The sequence below is a fragment of the Pseudomonas sp. LBUM1646 genome (assembly GCF_059716165.1).
Window position 1 is genome coordinate 4,197,746 of sequence record NZ_CP166810.1, and the last position, 17,229, is coordinate 4,214,974.

At 54.0% G+C, this 17,229-nt stretch carries 17 protein-coding genes and 1 pseudogene; 6 read left to right on the plus strand and 12 right to left on the minus strand.

Annotated features, from left to right (window positions below; genetic code table 11):
* Positions 1-61: 61 nt before the first annotated feature.
* Positions 62-1,075 (minus strand): GlxA family transcriptional regulator, encoded by a 1,014-nt coding sequence (locus ACA071_RS19155; protein WP_497640609.1) that lies wholly within the window; start codon positions 1,073-1,075, stop codon positions 62-64.
* A gap of 131 nt (positions 1,076-1,206) precedes the next feature.
* Here ACA071_RS19155 and ACA071_RS19160 point away from each other — a divergent pair, with 131 nt between their 5' ends.
* The 3 genes from ACA071_RS19160 to ACA071_RS19170 all read left to right on the plus strand — a co-directional run bounded on the left by ACA071_RS19160 (position 1,207) and on the right by ACA071_RS19170 (position 2,571).
* Positions 1,207-1,524 (plus strand): isochorismate lyase, encoded by a 318-nt coding sequence (locus ACA071_RS19160; protein WP_497640610.1) that lies wholly within the window; start codon positions 1,207-1,209, stop codon positions 1,522-1,524.
* A gap of 208 nt (positions 1,525-1,732) precedes the next feature.
* On the plus strand, positions 1,733-1,981 hold the full coding sequence (locus ACA071_RS19165; protein WP_497645346.1) for a hypothetical protein: 249 nt from the start codon (positions 1,733-1,735) through the stop codon (positions 1,979-1,981).
* The gene (locus ACA071_RS19170; protein WP_497640612.1) at positions 1,978-2,571 is read left to right on the plus strand and encodes a hypothetical protein; all 594 of its coding nucleotides are present in this window, start codon (positions 1,978-1,980) and stop codon (positions 2,569-2,571) included. Before ACA071_RS19165 ends, ACA071_RS19170 begins: the two co-directional genes overlap by 4 nt.
* 62 nt (positions 2,572-2,633) lie before the next feature.
* Here ACA071_RS19170 and ACA071_RS19175 read toward each other — a convergent pair whose 3' ends face one another.
* The 3 genes from ACA071_RS19175 to ACA071_RS19185 all read right to left on the minus strand — a co-directional run bounded on the left by ACA071_RS19175 (position 2,634) and on the right by ACA071_RS19185 (position 5,466).
* On the minus strand, positions 2,634-3,068 hold the full coding sequence (locus ACA071_RS19175; RefSeq protein WP_497640614.1) for a GNAT family N-acetyltransferase: 435 nt from the start codon (positions 3,066-3,068) through the stop codon (positions 2,634-2,636).
* Positions 3,069-3,273: 205 nt separating this feature from the next.
* A complete protein-coding gene (locus ACA071_RS19180; RefSeq protein WP_497640615.1) occupies positions 3,274-3,642 on the minus strand; it encodes a DUF6124 family protein in 369 nt (122 codons plus the stop codon).
* Between the two features lie 420 nt (positions 3,643-4,062).
* Positions 4,063-5,466 carry an MFS transporter gene (locus ACA071_RS19185; protein WP_497640616.1) on the minus strand — a complete coding sequence of 468 codons (1,404 nt, stop codon included), beginning with the start codon at positions 5,464-5,466 and terminating at the stop codon, positions 4,063-4,065.
* A 640-nt stretch (positions 5,467-6,106) separates the two neighbouring features.
* Here ACA071_RS19185 and ACA071_RS19190 point away from each other — a divergent pair.
* Positions 6,107-6,574, plus strand: coding sequence for a hypothetical protein (locus ACA071_RS19190; protein ID WP_201256752.1), 468 nt, complete (start codon positions 6,107-6,109; stop codon positions 6,572-6,574).
* Positions 6,575-7,011: 437 nt separating this feature from the next.
* Here ACA071_RS19190 and ACA071_RS19195 read toward each other — a convergent pair whose 3' ends face one another.
* From ACA071_RS19195 to ACA071_RS19205, 3 genes are all read right to left on the minus strand, one after another.
* Positions 7,012-8,580: a long-chain-fatty-acid--CoA ligase gene (locus tag ACA071_RS19195; protein WP_497640617.1), complete on the minus strand. Its 1,569-nt coding sequence runs from the start codon at positions 8,578-8,580 to the stop codon at positions 7,012-7,014.
* 56 nt (positions 8,581-8,636) lie between these two features.
* Complete coding sequence (locus ACA071_RS19200; protein WP_497640618.1) at positions 8,637-9,377, minus strand: TorF family putative porin; 741 nt, start codon at positions 9,375-9,377, stop codon at positions 8,637-8,639.
* A gap of 87 nt (positions 9,378-9,464) precedes the next feature.
* Positions 9,465-11,204, minus strand: a complete 1,740-nt coding sequence (locus ACA071_RS19205) for an amidohydrolase (RefSeq protein ID WP_497640619.1) — start codon at positions 11,202-11,204, stop codon at positions 9,465-9,467.
* Positions 11,205-11,311: 107 nt separating this feature from the next.
* Between ACA071_RS19205 and ACA071_RS19210 the strand changes: the two genes are divergently transcribed.
* Positions 11,312-12,223: a LysR family transcriptional regulator gene (locus ACA071_RS19210; RefSeq protein ID WP_497640620.1), complete on the plus strand. Its 912-nt coding sequence runs from the start codon at positions 11,312-11,314 to the stop codon at positions 12,221-12,223.
* A 186-nt stretch (positions 12,224-12,409) separates the two neighbouring features.
* Here the strand turns inward: ACA071_RS19210 and ACA071_RS19215 are convergent.
* A protein-coding gene (locus ACA071_RS19215) for an IS3 family transposase (RefSeq protein ID WP_497303756.1) occupies positions 12,410-13,572 on the minus strand; the annotation gives its coding sequence in 2 pieces (ribosomal slippage) (positions 12,410-13,317 and positions 13,317-13,572; 1,164 coding nt in all).
* A 149-nt stretch (positions 13,573-13,721) separates the two neighbouring features.
* Here ACA071_RS19215 and ACA071_RS19220 point away from each other — a divergent pair.
* A complete protein-coding gene (locus ACA071_RS19220; RefSeq protein WP_497640621.1) occupies positions 13,722-14,054 on the plus strand; it encodes a hypothetical protein in 333 nt (110 codons plus the stop codon).
* 496 nt (positions 14,055-14,550) lie between these two features.
* Here the strand turns inward: ACA071_RS19220 and ACA071_RS19225 are convergent.
* The 4 genes and pseudogenes from ACA071_RS19225 to ACA071_RS19240 all read right to left on the minus strand — a co-directional run.
* A pseudogene (locus ACA071_RS19225) lies at positions 14,551-14,862 on the minus strand (RHS repeat domain-containing protein); the annotation flags it as partial.
* 44 nt (positions 14,863-14,906) lie between these two features.
* A complete protein-coding gene (locus ACA071_RS19230) occupies positions 14,907-15,374 on the minus strand; it encodes a YrhA family protein (protein WP_497640622.1) in 468 nt (155 codons plus the stop codon).
* Positions 15,375-15,376: 2 nt separating this feature from the next.
* The gene (locus tag ACA071_RS19235) at positions 15,377-16,624 is read right to left on the minus strand and encodes a PAAR domain-containing protein (protein ID WP_497640623.1); all 1,248 of its coding nucleotides are present in this window, start codon (positions 16,622-16,624) and stop codon (positions 15,377-15,379) included.
* A complete protein-coding gene (locus ACA071_RS19240) occupies positions 16,621-17,217 on the minus strand; it encodes a DcrB-related protein (protein WP_497640624.1) in 597 nt (198 codons plus the stop codon). Before ACA071_RS19240 ends, ACA071_RS19235 begins: the two co-directional genes overlap by 4 nt.
* Between the last annotated feature and the right edge of the window lie 12 nt (positions 17,218-17,229).

Here is a 17,229-nt window from a genome sequence, read left to right on the forward strand (position 1 = left end):
CGGATTTTCGACAAGCGAGAAGAGGACTGCCGAAAAGTCGTCCTGACGCAGGGTGGTGTACCTATTTGACCAGCCGCGTTTCCTTGGATGGCCTGTAACCGAAATACGAGCTGTAGCATTTGCTGAAATGGCTCGGCGAAACAAACCCGCAGGCCACCAGCACATCGACTTGGGACAGTTCGGTGTGCTGGAGCAATCGGCGCGCCTCGGTAATGCGCAATTCCATGTAATAGCGTTGCGGCGTGGTGCCCAATTGCTCTTTGAACAGACGCTCGAGTTGGCGACGTGAACGACCGGCGTAAACCGCCAGTTGCTCCAGCTCCAGCGGTTCTTCGAGGTTGGCATCCATCAGCTTCACCACCTCGCGCAACGGTGCGCTCACGCAGATATTTTCCGTCGGTTTGATGCGCCGGTAGCGCGACTCCTCGAACGCCAGAATGTCCTCGATACCTTCGACCAGGGCTTTGTCGTGCAAGCCTTTGATCCAGTCCAGCGCCATGTGGAAGGCACCGGAAGGGCTGGACGCGGTGAGCCGGTCGCGATCAATCACAAAGGGCTCGCTGGTGACCTGGGCAGCCTTGGCAATTTCTGCGAGTGCGGGGCGATGCTCCGGGTGAATGGCGCAGCGGTAGCCGTCGAGCAGGCCAGCGGCGCCGAGGAACCATGCGCCATTCCATAATCCGGCCAGGATGACGCCATGGTCCGCCGCGGTTCGCAGCAAGTGGATCAGCTCATCACTGGCTTTCAGTTCTGTGCGGTAGCCGCCGCAAATGACCAACAGGTCCAGGTCTTGAATCGCGGCATTGTCAAAACGGGCATCGGGCCGAATGACCAGGCCCAGATCGCTGACGACCTCCCCCTCGTTCAAGCCGAATGTTCGGGAAGCAAACAGCTTCGGTCGTAGCAGATTCGCGGTGATGATCGTATCCAGCGCCTGGGTAAACGCCGGCAGCGAAAAATGCTCAAGCAGCAAAAAACCGGCGTGAACCGGTTGGCTGGTCCCGCTGGGTTGCTCATTCAGATAGCGAAGGTTTTTCCCCTTCATGCCACCGCTGAATTGGCGTCGTTCGATCAAGGTCTGGGCCACTCGATGTTGTTAGCGAACAGGTGCGCTGATATCGCACCATGCTAACCTCCAGCCGCATAAAAAGCCCTTCCCTCTTCGCCATTGTGCGACTGATCAGGTCTGAAAAAGGAGATACCTACATGGACGTCATCAATCAGATGCAACCCGCAGAGTGTGCCGATATGGAGGACATCCGGCGCGAAATCGATGCCCTTGATCAAACCGTTATCAAACTGTTGGGGAAACGTTTTAACTATGTGCTGGCGGCGTCGAAGTTCAAGACCTCGGCCACTTCGGTGCGCGCCCCGGAACGATTCAAGTCCATGCTGGAAACACGTCGCGAGTGGGCTGCGGCCGAAGGCCTGAGCCCGGATGCCATTGAAAAGATGTACAGCGATTTGGTGAACCACTTCATTGCTGAAGAGATGAAGCACTGGGCGGCGCTTCAATCGGGGTAACCGTCTGGCCAACACGCCTTCCTGCGAAAAAGTATATGTGCCATGCGCTTTACCCCATGGAGCGCGCTGCGGCGTGCGAAGCGGGGCCACGTTAGGATTGTGCTCTTTTTGGAGATACCCATGTCTGCACCAGTTTTTGCAGCAGCCCAGTGCGCCGTTCGGGCTGGCCGGCGATATCAGTGCAAACCTGACGTTACACATTGAATTTATGCAGCACGCCCGCGAGCAGGGAGTGGGGTTATTACTCTTTCCCGCGTTATCGCTTACAGGGTATGAACCAACCCTAGCTGAGGCCTTGGCGCAGGATATTGATAGCCCACTTCTCTCTCCCTTGCGACACCTTGCGCGGGAAGCCTTATCGCTCTTGATCTACCGGTCGGGTAGATTACTTCGCCAGCCGCTTACGGTTACCATGTGTTCCGAAATGGACTTTAAGAAAAGGGAGTGGCAGGAGTGAGTGTGGTAATTACGGCGAATATTATCCAGGCGATTTATGTTCATCCTCACGAGGCGTATATCAAGCCGTTCGGTAAGGCCTGGAGGTTTATGGAAGCGAGTACAAATTGGATGTACGCCGTTATTGTGTTCGGTGTCGTGTTTGCGAATGTGTTTGGAAGGCCTTCATTTTCCGATCCTGTTGCTTATTTGTTACTCGGTGTAGTGGCGATTGTCGTGTTCGTGATCGTGACCATCAAACTGGTAGAAAGGTCGGAGAGTAAGGCTCAGGTCGATAATGAAAGTCCTGCCGAGACCGGTTTTCACGTGGGCTTTGATTCGTCGGGTGTCACTGTCGAAAGGCAGATGAGTTCAGAGCATTTTTCTGGCGTGATACCTCGATCGGACATCAAAAAAATTTCCGGTTATGTTCAGGGCGGATGGCTAGGCGCGCGGGATCGCGGCGTTGTCATTGAGAGAAATGACGGTGCACAGTTTCGCTTTGTTTTGTCTCTTCAGAAGTCTCGGTTGAATGATTTTCTCAGTGAGTTTGAATTGTCGCTGAAGCAGCTGGATTACCCTGTGGGGCCGCTGAGAAAGTTTCAGGTGTGACTGGCAAGGAAAAAGGTGACAGATCTATTTTCTCGAAAAATAAACCTGTCACCTATTCTTCGTCACCTTTTCTTCTCAAAGCGAATATCCCCCTCCGGTAAATGCTCTACCGGCAGCCAGCCAAGGTTTCGATAAAAGCCACTGGCGCGGCTTGCATCCGCGGTTTCCAGCCATATCGTCTGATGATGCTGGAACAGGAAAGCCTCGGCTTTCTCCATCAGGCTGCGGCCTAAGCCGTCGCCCTCGAATTCCGGTCGAACGAACGCGGCAAACACACATCCTTCCTCAACGTCAGCCATGGAAAACCCTGCCGGGACACCATCGACCTCTGCGATCCAGATGCATGGAGCCTCTGAAATCGCCTGCCGTATAGTTTCGGGGGTAATCCCCATTTCCGTGAGCTGATCGAGGGAAAGGTGGTTTTCTTTGACGCTGGTTCGAATATCAAAGATGGCACTGATATCGGCCTGATTGGCGACTCTTACTCTTTTCTCCATGACGTACTCCTTGTATGCCATTAAAGCGATCTGTAGGAGCGAGCGATGCGGCGATCCGAATTGCCCGCGAAAAACGATAACGCGGTGTATCAGGCATGCCTGCACCGTAGGAGCAAAGCTTGCTCGCGATGAACGATAACGCGGTGTGCCAGATCCGCTCGCCTTCGCGAGCAAGCTTCGCTCCTACAGGGGAAACGCCTGGCGACTACCCAGGCTTGTGGTTATCCAGTACGCGATTGACCGCTAACTCACCCAACATGATTACCCGTTGCAGCACCAGCATCGTGTAGCGTCGCGGGCCATCCGCCAGGTCAACGAGGTCGTTGACCATCTCGCGGGCTGATGCCAACGATTCGCTGGCATCGACGAGCAACGTTTCGTCATCCACCGCTGTGCCGATGGTGTAAATGCTGCTGGATTTGCGGGGCGGTATCGGCTCTTTCAGCGCCCCCGGGTTGAGGTAGAAGTTGAGCGCGCGGTCGGCCGCCAATTTCATTTTCTTAGGATCAAGATCAAAAGAGGCGTCGTAGGGTACCGGATCGATATTCGGGGGGTTGGGAGTTACCTTGAACATAAGCAGAGTTCTCAAATTGAGTGCCAATCCCCTCCTGCTACTAAACAAAGAGGGTGGCAGCTGTACGCAGGTTAGTAGACCGGGGAACTCAGCAAGCCGGCGCGCCCGAGGGCGCCCTACGTACAGCCACCATCAAGCACAGATATGAAAATCCTGTCCGACGGATGCACGTGCAGCCTGAATTGCCACGGGCTACTAAACCCGACCACTGATGAGCAGTGGCAGGGAAACGATAGAGCCCAGGCCCAAAGCGCACAAGCCGGCGGATTCTGGCGTACGCGTAGGTAACGGCGCAAGGCGTTGTAGCCTCTTATGACGTAACACCGAGTGTCCTTAAACGCGCGCCTTAAACAGAAAAAGGCAACAGATCTATTTTCTCGGAAAATAGATCTGTCACCTTTTTTGTACGGGAAATTGCGTTTACAGATCAGTGATTTCCTTGTGGCGCGGCACCAGCATTTTCATCACGCTCCACGCCACCAGATAGGCCAGCGCACAGATGGCAAACATGATCATGTAGCCGGTGTGAATATCGTTAATCGATTTGTAGTAGTCGAACACCCAACCACCGATCTTGGTCATCACCACACCGCCCAAACCACCGGCCATGCCGCCAATGCCGACCACCGAAGCCACGGTCTTTTTCGGGAACATGTCGGACACGGTGGTGAAGATATTGCACGACCACGCCTGGTGCGCCGACGCGCCAATACCAATCAAGATGACCGGCACCCAGAAGCTGATGTAGCCCAATGGCTGCGCCAGCAGTACCAGCAGCGGGAACAGCGCGATCACCAGCATGGCTTTCATGCGACCGTCATACGGCTTGTCGCCGCGGGCCATGAAGTAGCTCGGGAACCAGCCGCCGCCGATGCTGCCGACCATGGTCATGCTGTAGAGCACGGCCAGCGGCAACACGATGGCTTGGCCTTTCATGCCGTATTGCGCGGACAGGTAGGTCGGCAGCCAGAACAGGAAGAACCACCACACGCCGTCAGTCATGAATTTGCCGAAGGCAAAGGCCCAGGTCTGGCGATAGGTCAGCAACTTGAACCACGAGACCTTTTTAGCGACCTCACCCGCGACCGGCGGGGCGATCACTTCCACCGTTTCATCGCTGCGAATGTAGGCCAGTTCCTCAGGCGACAGACGTTTTTGCTTCTCCGGTTTTTCGTACAAGGCAATCCAAACGGCCACCCAAACGAAGCCCAACATACCGATCACGATGAACGCCGCTTCCCAGCCCCAGAGGCCGGCAATCAGCGGTACGCAAATCGGTGCCAGGATCGCGCCGACGTTGGCGCCGGAGTTGAAAATGCCGGTGGCGAAGGAGCGTTCCTTCTTCGGGAAGTACTCAGCGGTGGCCTTGATCGCGATCGGGAAGTTACCCGCTTCACCGACCGCCAGCACAGCGCGCGACAGCATGAAGCCGGCGATCGAAACCGGGATGACGGCCAAGCCGAACGCGCTGCTAACCGCGGCGATCCCCTCGCCCATCGGCACCGAAAACGCGTGCATCATCGCGCCGGTCGACCAGATGCAAATCGCCACCACATAGGCTTTCTTGGTGCCGATCTTGTCGACGAAGCGACCGGCAAACAGCATGGAAATCGCGTACACAAACTGGAAAACCGAAGCGATGTTGGCGTAGTCAGTGTTGCTCCAGCCAAATTGCGTCGACAGGTCCGGCGCCAACAGGCTGAGCACCTGGCGGTCGAGGTAATTGACGGTTGTAGCGAAAAACAACAGCGCGCAGATCGTCCAGCGGTATTTGCCTACGGCCTGGCCGACACGTTGCGCATTGATGGGCTCGTTCAGATTCATAGCATCACTTTATTATTGGATTAGGGTGATGAGCTCTCGCCGCCATGACGAGAGTGGACGTTCTCCATGCCCGGCGGCAGGAGTTGGACCGGTAGCAAGGTGCTATGAGGCGTTTAAAAGGGCCGACTGGGCATGAAAGCATGCAGCCGAGATCGAACCACGGGAAGATGCATTCGGAGAGGCGAGTACGCAGGTTGGATTCATGATGGGGCCGACACTCATTTTTTATTTTTAGGTTTCAACAGTCGATCTATCGTCTGTCGTCGTACAACTGTGCCTTTTATATCGAGCCCGATACCCGGCTGTCAATCTGAAAGATGGCCGTTCGTCATGACACGGTCTGTCTATTGAGATCCGGTTTTTCATAGAGGGAGTTGGGTGCAGGGCTGCGAGCTTTAGATTTTAGGGTGCGGAGGGAAGAGGAGATATGGTCAAAGCCGTTGTACGACAACATCCATAAAAATGAAGTCGAGGGTGAGTCGTAGGGTCAATCAAAACGCGTCGTGGCAATTCGGGATCAAAAGCAGCTTTTGGTGACTGGCCACGAACGGCCAAAAGCGAACGGTTCCCGAAAAACACAATTGAAAGCATTTTGCTACTATCGGGCGCTCTTGCCCATTAGCGGACCTTAGGTTCTTCCATGTTCGACAGAAGCGACTTTGATCAACTCTCCAGTGAGCAACTGACTTTTTGGACAGCGCACAATGATTGTCCCGGTCTTTATTACGTCACCTATCCAGCAATCGCCTTTCGATGCTCTGCCTCTCAGGAGATCATCAGGATAACCCGCGCGCCCAAACGGCAAGGCGAAAACGGATTAAACTTCTGGCTTCACGCGGAATGGATGGATTGGCGGCCTGGAGGAGAAAGTTATTTCCCAGGCTACGTTTCTGACGCTCAGTTTGAGGAAGTCTCGGAAGCTGTTTTCAATCAGATGGTTGCGGATCAGGCGTTTGAATTGATCGCTCCGCTCAAACAACCGCTGCATGAGACGACCGGTTTCGTCGGAGCGTTATTGATGTACTCAATGAAGACGGAGTTCATCGTTTCGCTGTTCGCGGAGTATGAAGACGAGTACATCCATTTCTATTGGGACACGACTTCATGAGCGGCAGCTAAGGGTCGTTTCCTGCCGGTCGCGAAGGGCGGCAACCGACCCAAAGCTGCCGTTGGCCAAAGGCAGAAAACGGCCAAAAGCAGTCTGTCGACAACAACAATTCTGCCTGATTATTTGCGGATATCAGGTTCAAGGAGTGCCCCTGAATAACTGATGCCTTCCAGGGATGCTTTCGTTGTTGCACGTTAAATACCAAAATTTTTCACGACCTAAAGCAACTTTTCCCACTTCAATTGCAGCCAAGCCGAAAAAGCCATAGGAGAGCCTTCGCTAGCTATGGCCGCGTGTCGCCTGAAGATCTGCACCCTATCCAGGGTGCAGATAATGCCAAGTCGAACAAGTCTTCTGAATCAGCACTTCGTCAGTGTTACTGCCAATGCAATTTATCGCGGTTCAAGTAGCCAATTGCTTCATTGCGCACCGGCGTTCTAGGCAATTTGACGAGCGCGGTTCTCCCAGAACAGCTTGCGCAGTTCCGTCTTCAACACTTTCCCGACACTGGATAATGGCAACGAGTCCCGGAACTCAACACTACGCGGAACTTTGTAACCGGCAATGGATTCGCGGCAGTGGGCGATAACTTCTTGTTCGGAGATACGTGCGCTAGGGTTGCAAACGATCACTGCGTGCACCGTCTCGCCCCATTTATCGCTGGGAATACCGATAACTGCAACCTGGCTAACAGCCGGAAGCCTGACGATGGCGTTTTCGACCTCGGCGGTATAAATGTTCTCCCCGCCACTCACAATCATGTCCTTCAGCCGATCGCAGATAAAAACGAAGCCATCTTCGTCCATGTAGCCACCATCGCCGGTGTGCATCCAGCCGTTACGCAACGCTTCGGCAGTGGCTTGTACGTTGTTCCAGTAACCGAGCATGACATTCGGCCCGCGTACGATGATTTCCCCAACGGACCCACGCGGCACCTCCCGATCTTCGGCATCAACGATACGGATTTCAACGCAGTTGACCGGCACCCCTGCCGAGTACATCTTGCCGCTGCGCTGATGCTCCTCGCAGTGATACTCGGCATTGAGGATGCATGCGAAGGGAGACAGTTCGGTCATGCCGTAGCCCTGGATGAAGTCGGCTGCCGAAAAGGACTGGCGGGCTTGGTCGAGCAGTGCCGGGGAGATTGCCGAAGCGCCATAAGTGATTTTCCTTAGCGCGCTCAGATCAAGTTTGGCCGCAGCGGGATTGACTTCGCGCCAATCGAGGAGCATCTGCAGCATGGTCGGCGCCAGCCTGGTATTGCTGATCCGTTCCAGACCGATGCATTCAAGTACCTCCTGCGGTTTGAAGGTCGGTAACACCACATGCGTACCGCCGCTAATGAACAGTGAGACCATTGCCGACAGATCGGCTATATGGAACATCGGCATGGCATGCAAGAAGATGGTCTCAGGTCCGATCCCTGTCTGGTCGAAAGTGGCCAGGGCTGATAACACGAGATTGTTATGACTGAGCATTACCCCTTTGGGGAAGCCCGTGGTTCCACCGGTATAAAAGACGCCCAGCAGAGAATCGCCACCACGAAGGGCATCTTCGACCGGCTCGTACTGGGTGATCAGCATTTCGTAGTTGAGCATGCCCGGCGGAGTTTCGCCGTCGCCGGCATAAATCATCAGGCGCAGGGTTTTCGCAGCAGCGCTGATTTTTCCTGCCAGATCCAGGAAACTATCGTCGACGATCAGTACACAGGTTTCAGAATCGTCCAATGAATAGACGATCTCCGCAGCGCTCCAACGGATGTTAACCGGGTTGAGCACGGCATCGGCCCAAGGGACCGCCAGACAATATTCGATGTACCGCTGCGAGTTCAGCGAAAGCATCGCCACCCGCTCGCCGCTGGTCACGCCCAGGCCTTTTAGTGCGCCGGCCAGACGGGCAACTCGTTGGCCCAACTGAGCAAAGCTCAGACTACGACCTTGGTAACGAATGGCCGGTGTTTCGGGACGCTGTTGCATATGGCGATGCAACCCTTGGGTCAAGTACATCGAAATCTCCCGCCTTATTTTTTAAAGAGTTGCAAGTTTCTTAACTGAAGGTTTGATCAAAACGTCTTGCTGGCACTGACCACTACAGTCGCCGTGCACACATCGGTGTAACCGTAGTAACTCGCGCACTCGCTCTTGGAAAGATCCGTGTCGACGTAGCTAAGGCCCCAGTCGACCCCAAATACGCTGCGGGTAAGCTTGGCTTCCCATTCGTGATAATCACCTCGAGCCTTGCCACTGTTTGACAAAAACACATCATCCTTGAAGTCGAAACGGCCATAGCGGACCTCCAGACCGACCTGATCCACAATTTCATGGCTGTACCCCAAGTAGGTGTAGAGCGTGTCCTGGTCTTTCCCTACAAAGTTCTTCAAGTCGCTGGAGTAATAACTGCCGAACTTGAAGCCATAGGCTTTGACAATGGCGTAGACCTCACTCATGTTGAACTGTGCTTCCTTGGCATAGGTGTACTTGAGATATCCCACATCCAGGCTGACATCGTCATTGAATGGAATGAAAAAGCCTGCGTAGTAATCTTGTTCCAGCCGCGTTTTCAGGTTCATCCCAAAGTCGACGTTTGAAGTCCATACGCCCGCATAGGCACCGCTGCTGTGTATCAAGGTGGCTTCCAACTGCGCAGCGGGGTCTCCGAGTGTCATGGACAATCCGCGGCTGCGGTAATCGCTGACCACCTGCGGCTTGAGCTCCAGTTGCAGGTCGTCAGTCAGCGGCACAGCCCAGGCAGCAAAAGGCATAAGCGTGCAACAGACAACGGTCGTAAGGGCAAGGCGATGCATAGGTCGAATCCTGTTTATTATTATTGGCAGGCAAGACTTCGTTCTTCCCGTGCCCCGAAGGGCACAGGTCAGGCATACGTTGGGCGGTTACGGGTGGCTGTAGACTTCGCGCCCGGAAAAGTAGGTCTTGAGCACTTGCGTGTCAGCCAATTGCTCATCGGGCACGCTGAACACATCGCGGTCGAGGATGATCAGGTCGGCCTGTTTGCCCGCGGTGAGAGAGCCAATCTCTTTCTCCAGGCCAATCGCCCGAGCGGCGTTGCGGGTGTAGGCGTAGAACATCGTTTCCCGATCAATGTCCTCTTCTTTATTAAGAATGCCTTTTGGGCCTTTGCGGCTGATCGCCTGGCCGATGGCTTTCCACGGATTCGGCGTGCTGACCGGCCAGTCGCTCGCACCGGCAATGGTCGCACCGTTTTTCAGCAATGAGCGCGCCGGGTACATGAACTGGAACTGCATGGCGCTGATGTAGGGTTTGAGCAAATCGATGCTCGTCTCATCCGCCGAGGCCCAGTACAGCTGCATGGAAGCAATGACATTCAAGGGCTTGAAGCGGGCGAACTCCTTGGGATTGACCATCTGCAAATGGGTGATCGAATGCGTCACGCCACTCTGCCTGTCACGCCGTGCCTGCTCGATCCCATTGAGCGCTTCGCGTACCGCCCGGTCGCCGATCGCATGGACATGCACCAGCCAGCCACGGGCATCCGCGGCGCTGACCAGTTCACCGAAATGAGCCGGATCGATCAACAACTCCCCGCCTTTCTTTGAATTCTTGTAGGGGGTGAGCAACGATGCGGTTTGTGCAGGAAACTCAGCAACGCCATCGGCAAAGATCTTGATGCCCGGCAGGCTGAGATTTTCGACGCCAAGGAACTGCTTCCTGACCTGATCCAGGACGTCCAGATCCGCAGGCGCGCTTTTCGGATTGGCAACCATCAGCGCGGCTACCCGCAATTGAAGCTCACCTTTTTCCGATAACGCTTTGTAGATAGGCAAGACCCCCAACGTCTGTGCTGTGGGCTTGAAGTCGAACAGCCCATCGGCTGGCATGGCATTGGCCGCGGGGTCCATCAGCGCGGTGATCCCAAGGCTGTGGTTCAGATCACGCGCGGCACGTCCGGCTGACATCAACTGATCAAAGGTCGGTGACGGCAGTTGCGACATCACTGCCGCCAAACCCGCATCTGCCACGAAGCCATTGGGGGTGCTGTCCTCATGATGACCGATGGTCGCCACGGCTTCGCCTTTCAGCGACTTGACCCGTTCGGCATCGATACCGGCGCGCTTGAGCATCGCCTTGTTGGCCCAGCCGGTGTGATAATCCCAGCCGATAAACGCAATAGGGGTTTCAGCCCATTCACCGTGATTGAATTGTTTCTCAAATTGAGCGACTTCACTCCAGTAGGTGGAGGGGAAACCATTGATACTGAGCATATCGCCGTGTTTTGCCTTGCCATTATCTCGCCAGGCGCGCAAGCGCTGTTCCAGTTCGTCGAAGGGCAGCATTTGTCCTTCAAGGTCGGCTGCCTTGAGTTTCATGCCGCCAAAAATGGCATGGCTGTGGCTGTCTATGAAGCCTGGCATGACGACCTTACCCTTCAAATCCACCACTTGGGTCATGGCATCTTTGAGCGAAAGAATCTCGACATCACTCCCGACCTTGAGGATACGGCCATCGGCGACCGCGACCGCTTGTTGCAGCGGCTGACCCGGCTCGGCGGTGAATACCTTTGCGTTGTACAAGAGCAAGTCGACAGCCGCCATGCTTTCCATTGATGCAAAAGAGACAGCAATTGCCAGTGTCGTCCCGAGAACCTTCTTCATTGCCTGAACACCTTTTATTATTAGGGTGTTCGGGAGACTATCCAAAGGAGGCGATGTTAAGAATACCTAAACCTCGAAAGACATACTTTCCAGAAAGGTAAAAGCGAATGGACCAGCTCGGCGCTATCACTATGTTCGTCGCCACGGCAGATCAAGGCAGTTTTACGCGCGCGGCTTCCTACTTAGGCAAAACCACGTCGGCTCTGACCCGGGCGGTAACCCACCTTGAGACGGAATTGGGCACACGTCTTTTTGAGCGCTCTACCCGCCGAATTGCCCTGACCGAGGCCGGGCAGATCTATCTGGCAAGCGCTCGACAGGTGCTGATTCAGCTACAGCAAGCTCGGGAAGATCTTGCCCAACTCCAGCAGGAGATGTGTGGCACCTTGCGAGTGGCGGCGCCACCGTCCTACGCTCCAGCGTTTCTGAATGCGGTGTGCTGTCGCTTTCTTGATAGATACCCCCAGATGCGTCTTGAGGTAATTCTCACCGAAGAGTTCGTTGACCTGTTAGAGGGCAGCTACGATCTTGCTGTGCGTGACGGACCTGTGGGGCCGGATCTGATTGCCCGACCACTGACCGTCAACCGTATCCGACTTTGCGCCAGCCCACGCTATCTAGAGCGCAAGCCTCTAGAAGTCCTACCGCAAACGTTTGATCAACATGACTGGTTGATCTATCGACACCCTGCACTTAACCCGCATTACTGGTGGTTGACCCATGAAGGCGAGCGCCGGCGCATATTGCAGCCTGTGCCTCGCCTGTCTAGCGATAACTATGATCTTCTGTTTAATGCGCTGCTGGATGGGCAGGGATTGCAATTTTGTCCACAGTGGAGTGCTGCACCCTATTTACGGCGTGGCGAACTTGTGCAGCTGCTCCCCGATATAGACCCGGACCCGGAGCGATTCGGTTCTACAGTCCATGTGATCTATCCGGCACACAGACGCCACACACGCAAACTTCTGGCTTTTGTTGAATGTCTTGGTAACTACCTAGAAGAAGAGGCGCTACATTAAAGGGGCAGCGCGGTACTGAACAAACGTGCTTATAGAGAAGGGTTTTTATGCCGGACATCCGTGGATAGCCCCCCTAAATGGCCGGCTGTTATGGGTCGACAGCTGCTCGCAATGATAGGCGGCAGATGGAAACGCTGACACTCGCCGGTATCTGCTGGCCCTTACCACTTGAGGTCTCTGTAGTGGTCAACTAATCCCGGACACGACGTTAAGTTTTTCTTCGGCCCGAGCTGGCGCCAGCCCACCATTGAATTGATGGGGTCGAACCCAGTTGTACCGATGCATCAAGAAATGGCTGATATCGCGCTGGGCTTCTTGAGCCGTTCGGTAACCCGTGGTCGGTATCCATTCCGTTTTCAAGCTGCGGAACACGCGCTCCATTGGCGCGTTGTCCCAGCAATTCCCCCGGCGACTCATGCTCTGGCGCATGCGATAACGCCACAGCCGCTGGCGAAATAAACGACTCGCATACTGCGACCCTTGATCCGAGTGAAACAGCAGGCCCTGAGGTCTTCCGCGCTGCTCGTAAGCCATATCCAGCGCCTTGATAACCAGATCGGCGTCCGGCTTTTCCGACAACGCCCAGCCCACCACCCGGCGCGTGCAAAGATCCAGCACGACAGCCAGGTAATGCCATTTCCCCTGGGCCCAGATGTAGGTGATGTCGCCGCACCACACCTGGTTGGGTGCCGGAACATCGAACTCCCGATTCAAGATGTTCGGGATATCCAACCGTTCAACCGTCGCTCGTTTATAGGCATGTGATCCGGGCTGTTTACTGACGAGGTCAAGCTCACGCATCAGGCTGCGCACTTTGAATCGACCGAGCTGCTCACCGTCGTCACGCATCAGCGACAGGATGCTGCGGCTGCCCGCAGCACTGCGACTTTGCGAGAACAGCTCGCTCACCCGGCTGCGCAACCGAAGCCGTTCGACATCAGGCGTTCGGCGCCTAAGGTGCTGGGCGTAGTAGCACGAACGGGTGACTTCAAACACCTTGCACAGCCAATCAATCGGCTCATGGACGCTCAGCTGATTGATCAGCGCGTACGCTCGTGATCTTCCGACATCAAGAGCGCGGTAGCCTTTTTTAATATCGATTTTTCCCGTTCAAGGCGGGCGATCCGGGCTTCCAGCTCCTGGATTTTCTGCTGTTCCGGGGTCAGCGCTTTGCTCTGCGGAGTGACGCCTTGGCGCTCCTGCTGAACCTGATCAACCCAGCGGCGCAGGGCCGACTCGCCGACGCCGAGTGAACGGCTGGCTTCGATGTAGCTGTAGTTTTGTTTGAGCACGAGGTCGGCAGCCTCGCGTTTGAATTCAGCAGAAAAGGAACGGCGTTGTTTGGTCATTTGACACCTCGATCTGGCGAGCATTCTCACCTAAATGGGTGTCCGGTTTCATTAGACCACTACACTCACCCCAGCGACGCTTTACAACAGAGTCTGGTCATCCTGATAGAATCGATCAGGTTATAGATAACACCCTTCTGAGAAATGGCATGAATACAGAATTGATGGAAGATGAGATGCGCCGGGCGCTATTCGGTGATCCTGAGCCCTCTGCGCCGGCAATTCACTCTGACGTGCAGGACACAGTCCCGGATGTTGTGATCGTGCAACCGGTGAAGGCAGCGAAGAAAAAGTCAGTCTCAAAAGGCTTCACACCTAGGTTGAGAGTCACGCTCCGTGTGGGAAATGAATTTGAAGGTGAGATGCACGAGATGATACATGAGGCCGATACGCTGAGCTCCCTAGTTGCAGAACAAGAAGCTACTAAGACTGCCAGAAAAAAATCCAGGTTTGTGGAAGTGGTATCGGTCAAGTCGATGTAAGTGGGTACTTCCCCTTGGCTCACCCGCCTGGGCATTAAACCGCATTCGGTTACCGCGGATCACCCAACAGGTTCGTGTCGAATGAAGCCTCAAAGATTAGGGGGCGGTAGTCGTATCCCGGACTGGATTTAACATCATCACTCCATACCGCTCTCAATGTTAATTGGTGCCAGCCCAAGCCACATAACTGAGGGTGGCGACAGGCAGAAGTCGGCCAATAGCGGGCATTCGAGAATCGTGCGCTCGCAGTCATGTTATGGTTAGAAACTGAAAGGTAACGTACCAAAATCAAACATGGATCTGGTTCAGCTCGCGCCTGCGACATATCACACAACGGACGACTACTGGCAGCTTCTTCGCGCAGGAGATGGCTCAATCTATGTCCTCGTCAACTGCGAGGCGTCTTTTGTGAGTTACGAATGTCTGATTAAGCTCAACGACGAGGAATTGCGCGACTACCGAGGCTTGGGCTGGCTATCCATTCAGCACCTGGCTAACTACCCGGCTCGTAGATGTAGAGGCTGCTCTGCCCCGGTGTTTCCTCGCGCAACATGCGCAAGCCTTGCCACAGAAAATGCTTCTGTTCGGTGACGCCGTTGACCGCTGACACCTTGGCCACACGACGCCCCAGGCTGTCGTAACGATAAGCGCCACTACTTTCCAGCTTGCCGTTGACCAACGTCTCAGCCTCAACCAGCCGATTCTCACAGTCATAACTGAGCGTCTGCAGCTTGCTCATGCCGCTGCGCTTTTCTATCAGGTTGCCCCAAGCATCGTAGGCATATTCCCGATCCCGCCACTGCTTGAGCCCCTTTAACTATCTAGCATTACCTATTGAGAAATCCTGAAACCTCAAGCTCGCTCAATTATCAAATCAAGCATGAACCCCAACAAACCATCAAACGTATCAAACTCCTCAAAAACGTTATCAATAGCTTGTTTGTCTCTAACTTGATAACTATTATTTGCAATATCCAAAACATACTCATCTTGGTCACTTTCGCCAAAAATCAAGAACGCTTCCATGAACTCAAGATCTCGAGCAATTAAATTTTGCTCTATAAAGGCGTGACTAAAACCATCGCTATCCGAATACTTATGTGGCCGACTCGAATATATAAAAACACCGCTAGAAACCAACCCGTCATGTGCTTTCAAAAATTCTAGATATTGCTCAGGCACACTTTGAAAAAGCGTATCCTTAGCTTCTGAAACAAGGCCTATTATATCTTCATCCCGTGCGGGCTCGCCAAGAAACATGTCCGCCTCATCAAGCTGCCGCCGCAGCCCCATAATCTTATTTTCAATTTCAGGATTCATCTTTACATTCCTGGAGGAGGATAGATTTTAGTATCAATCATAGGCCACTCTACAATTTTGCTATCACCGGAGACCATACCTTTAGTTGCAGACCGCTGAGCATTAGTAATGACTTTATGATAGGGTTCATTTTTTATAAGAGTTAGATTATCAGGAGCGTTAGTCCCGCCATCATCCAAAGGTTTAATATGGTGGACCTCCCATTCTTTATTGGGCAGCTTCCCGTTTTGAATTTTAGCAATCTCGATATCGGTAAAGCCGGATTTTTGTAAGGTATGGACGTTCTCTGGCGTGTCTGACAAACCCTTCAGAAAACTTGATCTCCCAGTACTATTAAACTCATTTCTTAGAGTTTTCAACTCACTAGAGGAGCGCTTTACATATAGAAAACTTTCACTCTTGACGCTTGGGAGCTTATATTCCTCTCCACGCAGTTTGCCAACATAGCTACTTTTTGGATCGCGAGGTACAACTCTTAAGTTCCCGAGATTAGATCCCAGACCCTGAGTCTTAAATTCATACCGAGCATCAAACCACTTACCACCCTTAGCCCCAAGCCCGCCCCCCAACAACGCCCCACCAAAAGCCATAAGCTTCTGTCCATCGGAGCCTTGACCAAAAAGTTCACCACCAGCCCAGTTCCCCGCTAACCCGCCTGCAATACCACCAGCAAGGGCTGCGATGACGATTACCGGGCTTGCCAACACAAAAGCACTGGCCAAACCGACGACGAGCACCGCTCTTTCTAGCCACTCGGGAACTTCTGGGTCAATTGCATCCGTGGTCTCAGTCCCGCCGCCAATAAAAACGTTACTAGAACCTGCACTAATCTTGCCGTCACAGACGGTTTTATCTCCAACGCGCGCAGCAGGCTGGCCGTTGATATAAACCGAGTCACTACCCTGAGCCAAGATCTGGGGCGCCGGGCCATGTTGAGTACACATCGCGGTATCAACGTGAGCTCTCGCTGCGGCTCTCCCGTTTATAAAAACGTCTCCCGAACCGCTTTTTATCTGACCTGCGTCGTGAGTGGCAAAAGATAGACTGCCGAGCAATTGACCAATGCCGGCACCTGTTGCAGCGCCGGCTCCAACCATGGCACCCAACGCAATCGCGCCAAGACCACCGGTTCCGACTACGGCAATGCCAATCAGCACAGCGCCAGCACCAATCGCAAGGCCTGCTAACAAACCTCCCAATGCACTGGAGTGCTCGATAGGATCATTGAAGCGAGCAGCCGCCTGACTCATGCCGGAGCATTCTCTTTGGCGTCGCCATCAGCGCCAGGCGCGTTGCGCAATTCGAGACTTTCAACCAGCGAATCGAAGGCTTTTCGCTCTTCAGGCGTCATTCCTTTGGGGTTGTTACTAGTACCGGTGATTTGCATGAGCAGTCCTTGCTGATGTTCGTCCTGATGGATGAATATCAACTGCAATTGATGGACCGGTTGCCCTTGCTGTCTCCAGCGAAACTCTACTCGACGAGCATCCAATCCAGCCACCTGAACAGGGGTGGCAGGTTCAACCCATTCGAGATGCGACAAGGATTTTTTCAGCTCACCCAATAACTGCTGAGCCAGGGTTTCAAGATCCGCACCGTCTTCTATCGTCGAACGGCCAACCACGAATGAAAAAGGGCTTGGCCCGATATCAGTCATGGTGAACACATGGAAGGTCTTGTCTTTAAGCTGGGCTGGACGGACAAAACTCAGTTCATTGGTATGGAAGCGCTCGGGAGGCGGTGGCGGCACGTCGAGTGCCTCTTGCTTCAAGCGTTCCTTTTCGAGACGTTGTTCCTCAAGAATGCGTTTTTCGGAAATTCGATCGTAAATACTGGTTCGCATGCGGCATTCCTT

Excerpts from the sequence above, each read along its gene's own strand:
- ACA071_RS19205 (WP_497640619.1), bottom strand. The coding sequence starts at position 11,204 with ATGAAGAAGGTTCTCGGGACGACACTGGCAATTGCTGTCTCTTTTGCA.
- ACA071_RS19210 (WP_497640620.1), top strand. The coding sequence starts at position 11,312 with ATGGACCAGCTCGGCGCTATCACTATGTTCGTCGCCACGGCAGATCAA.
- ACA071_RS19220 (WP_497640621.1), top strand. The coding sequence starts at position 13,722 with ATGAATACAGAATTGATGGAAGATGAGATGCGCCGGGCGCTATTCGGT.
- ACA071_RS19200 (WP_497640618.1), bottom strand. The coding sequence starts at position 9,377 with ATGCATCGCCTTGCCCTTACGACCGTTGTCTGTTGCACGCTTATGCCT.
- ACA071_RS19175 (WP_497640614.1), bottom strand. The coding sequence starts at position 3,068 with ATGGAGAAAAGAGTAAGAGTCGCCAATCAGGCCGATATCAGTGCCATC.
- ACA071_RS19195 (WP_497640617.1), bottom strand. The coding sequence starts at position 8,580 with ATGTACTTGACCCAAGGGTTGCATCGCCATATGCAACAGCGTCCCGAA.
- ACA071_RS19165 (WP_497645346.1), top strand. The coding sequence starts at position 1,733 with ATGCAGCACGCCCGCGAGCAGGGAGTGGGGTTATTACTCTTTCCCGCG.
- ACA071_RS19230 (WP_497640622.1), bottom strand. The coding sequence starts at position 15,374 with ATGAATCCTGAAATTGAAAATAAGATTATGGGGCTGCGGCGGCAGCTT.
- ACA071_RS19185 (WP_497640616.1), bottom strand. The coding sequence starts at position 5,466 with ATGAATCTGAACGAGCCCATCAATGCGCAACGTGTCGGCCAGGCCGTA.
- ACA071_RS19235 (WP_497640623.1), bottom strand. The coding sequence starts at position 16,624 with ATGAGTCAGGCGGCTGCTCGCTTCAATGATCCTATCGAGCACTCCAGT.
- ACA071_RS19160 (WP_497640610.1), top strand. The coding sequence starts at position 1,207 with ATGGACGTCATCAATCAGATGCAACCCGCAGAGTGTGCCGATATGGAG.
- ACA071_RS19180 (WP_497640615.1), bottom strand. The coding sequence starts at position 3,642 with ATGTTCAAGGTAACTCCCAACCCCCCGAATATCGATCCGGTACCCTAC.
- ACA071_RS19190 (WP_201256752.1), top strand. The coding sequence starts at position 6,107 with ATGTTCGACAGAAGCGACTTTGATCAACTCTCCAGTGAGCAACTGACT.
- ACA071_RS19240 (WP_497640624.1), bottom strand. The coding sequence starts at position 17,217 with ATGCGAACCAGTATTTACGATCGAATTTCCGAAAAACGCATTCTTGAG.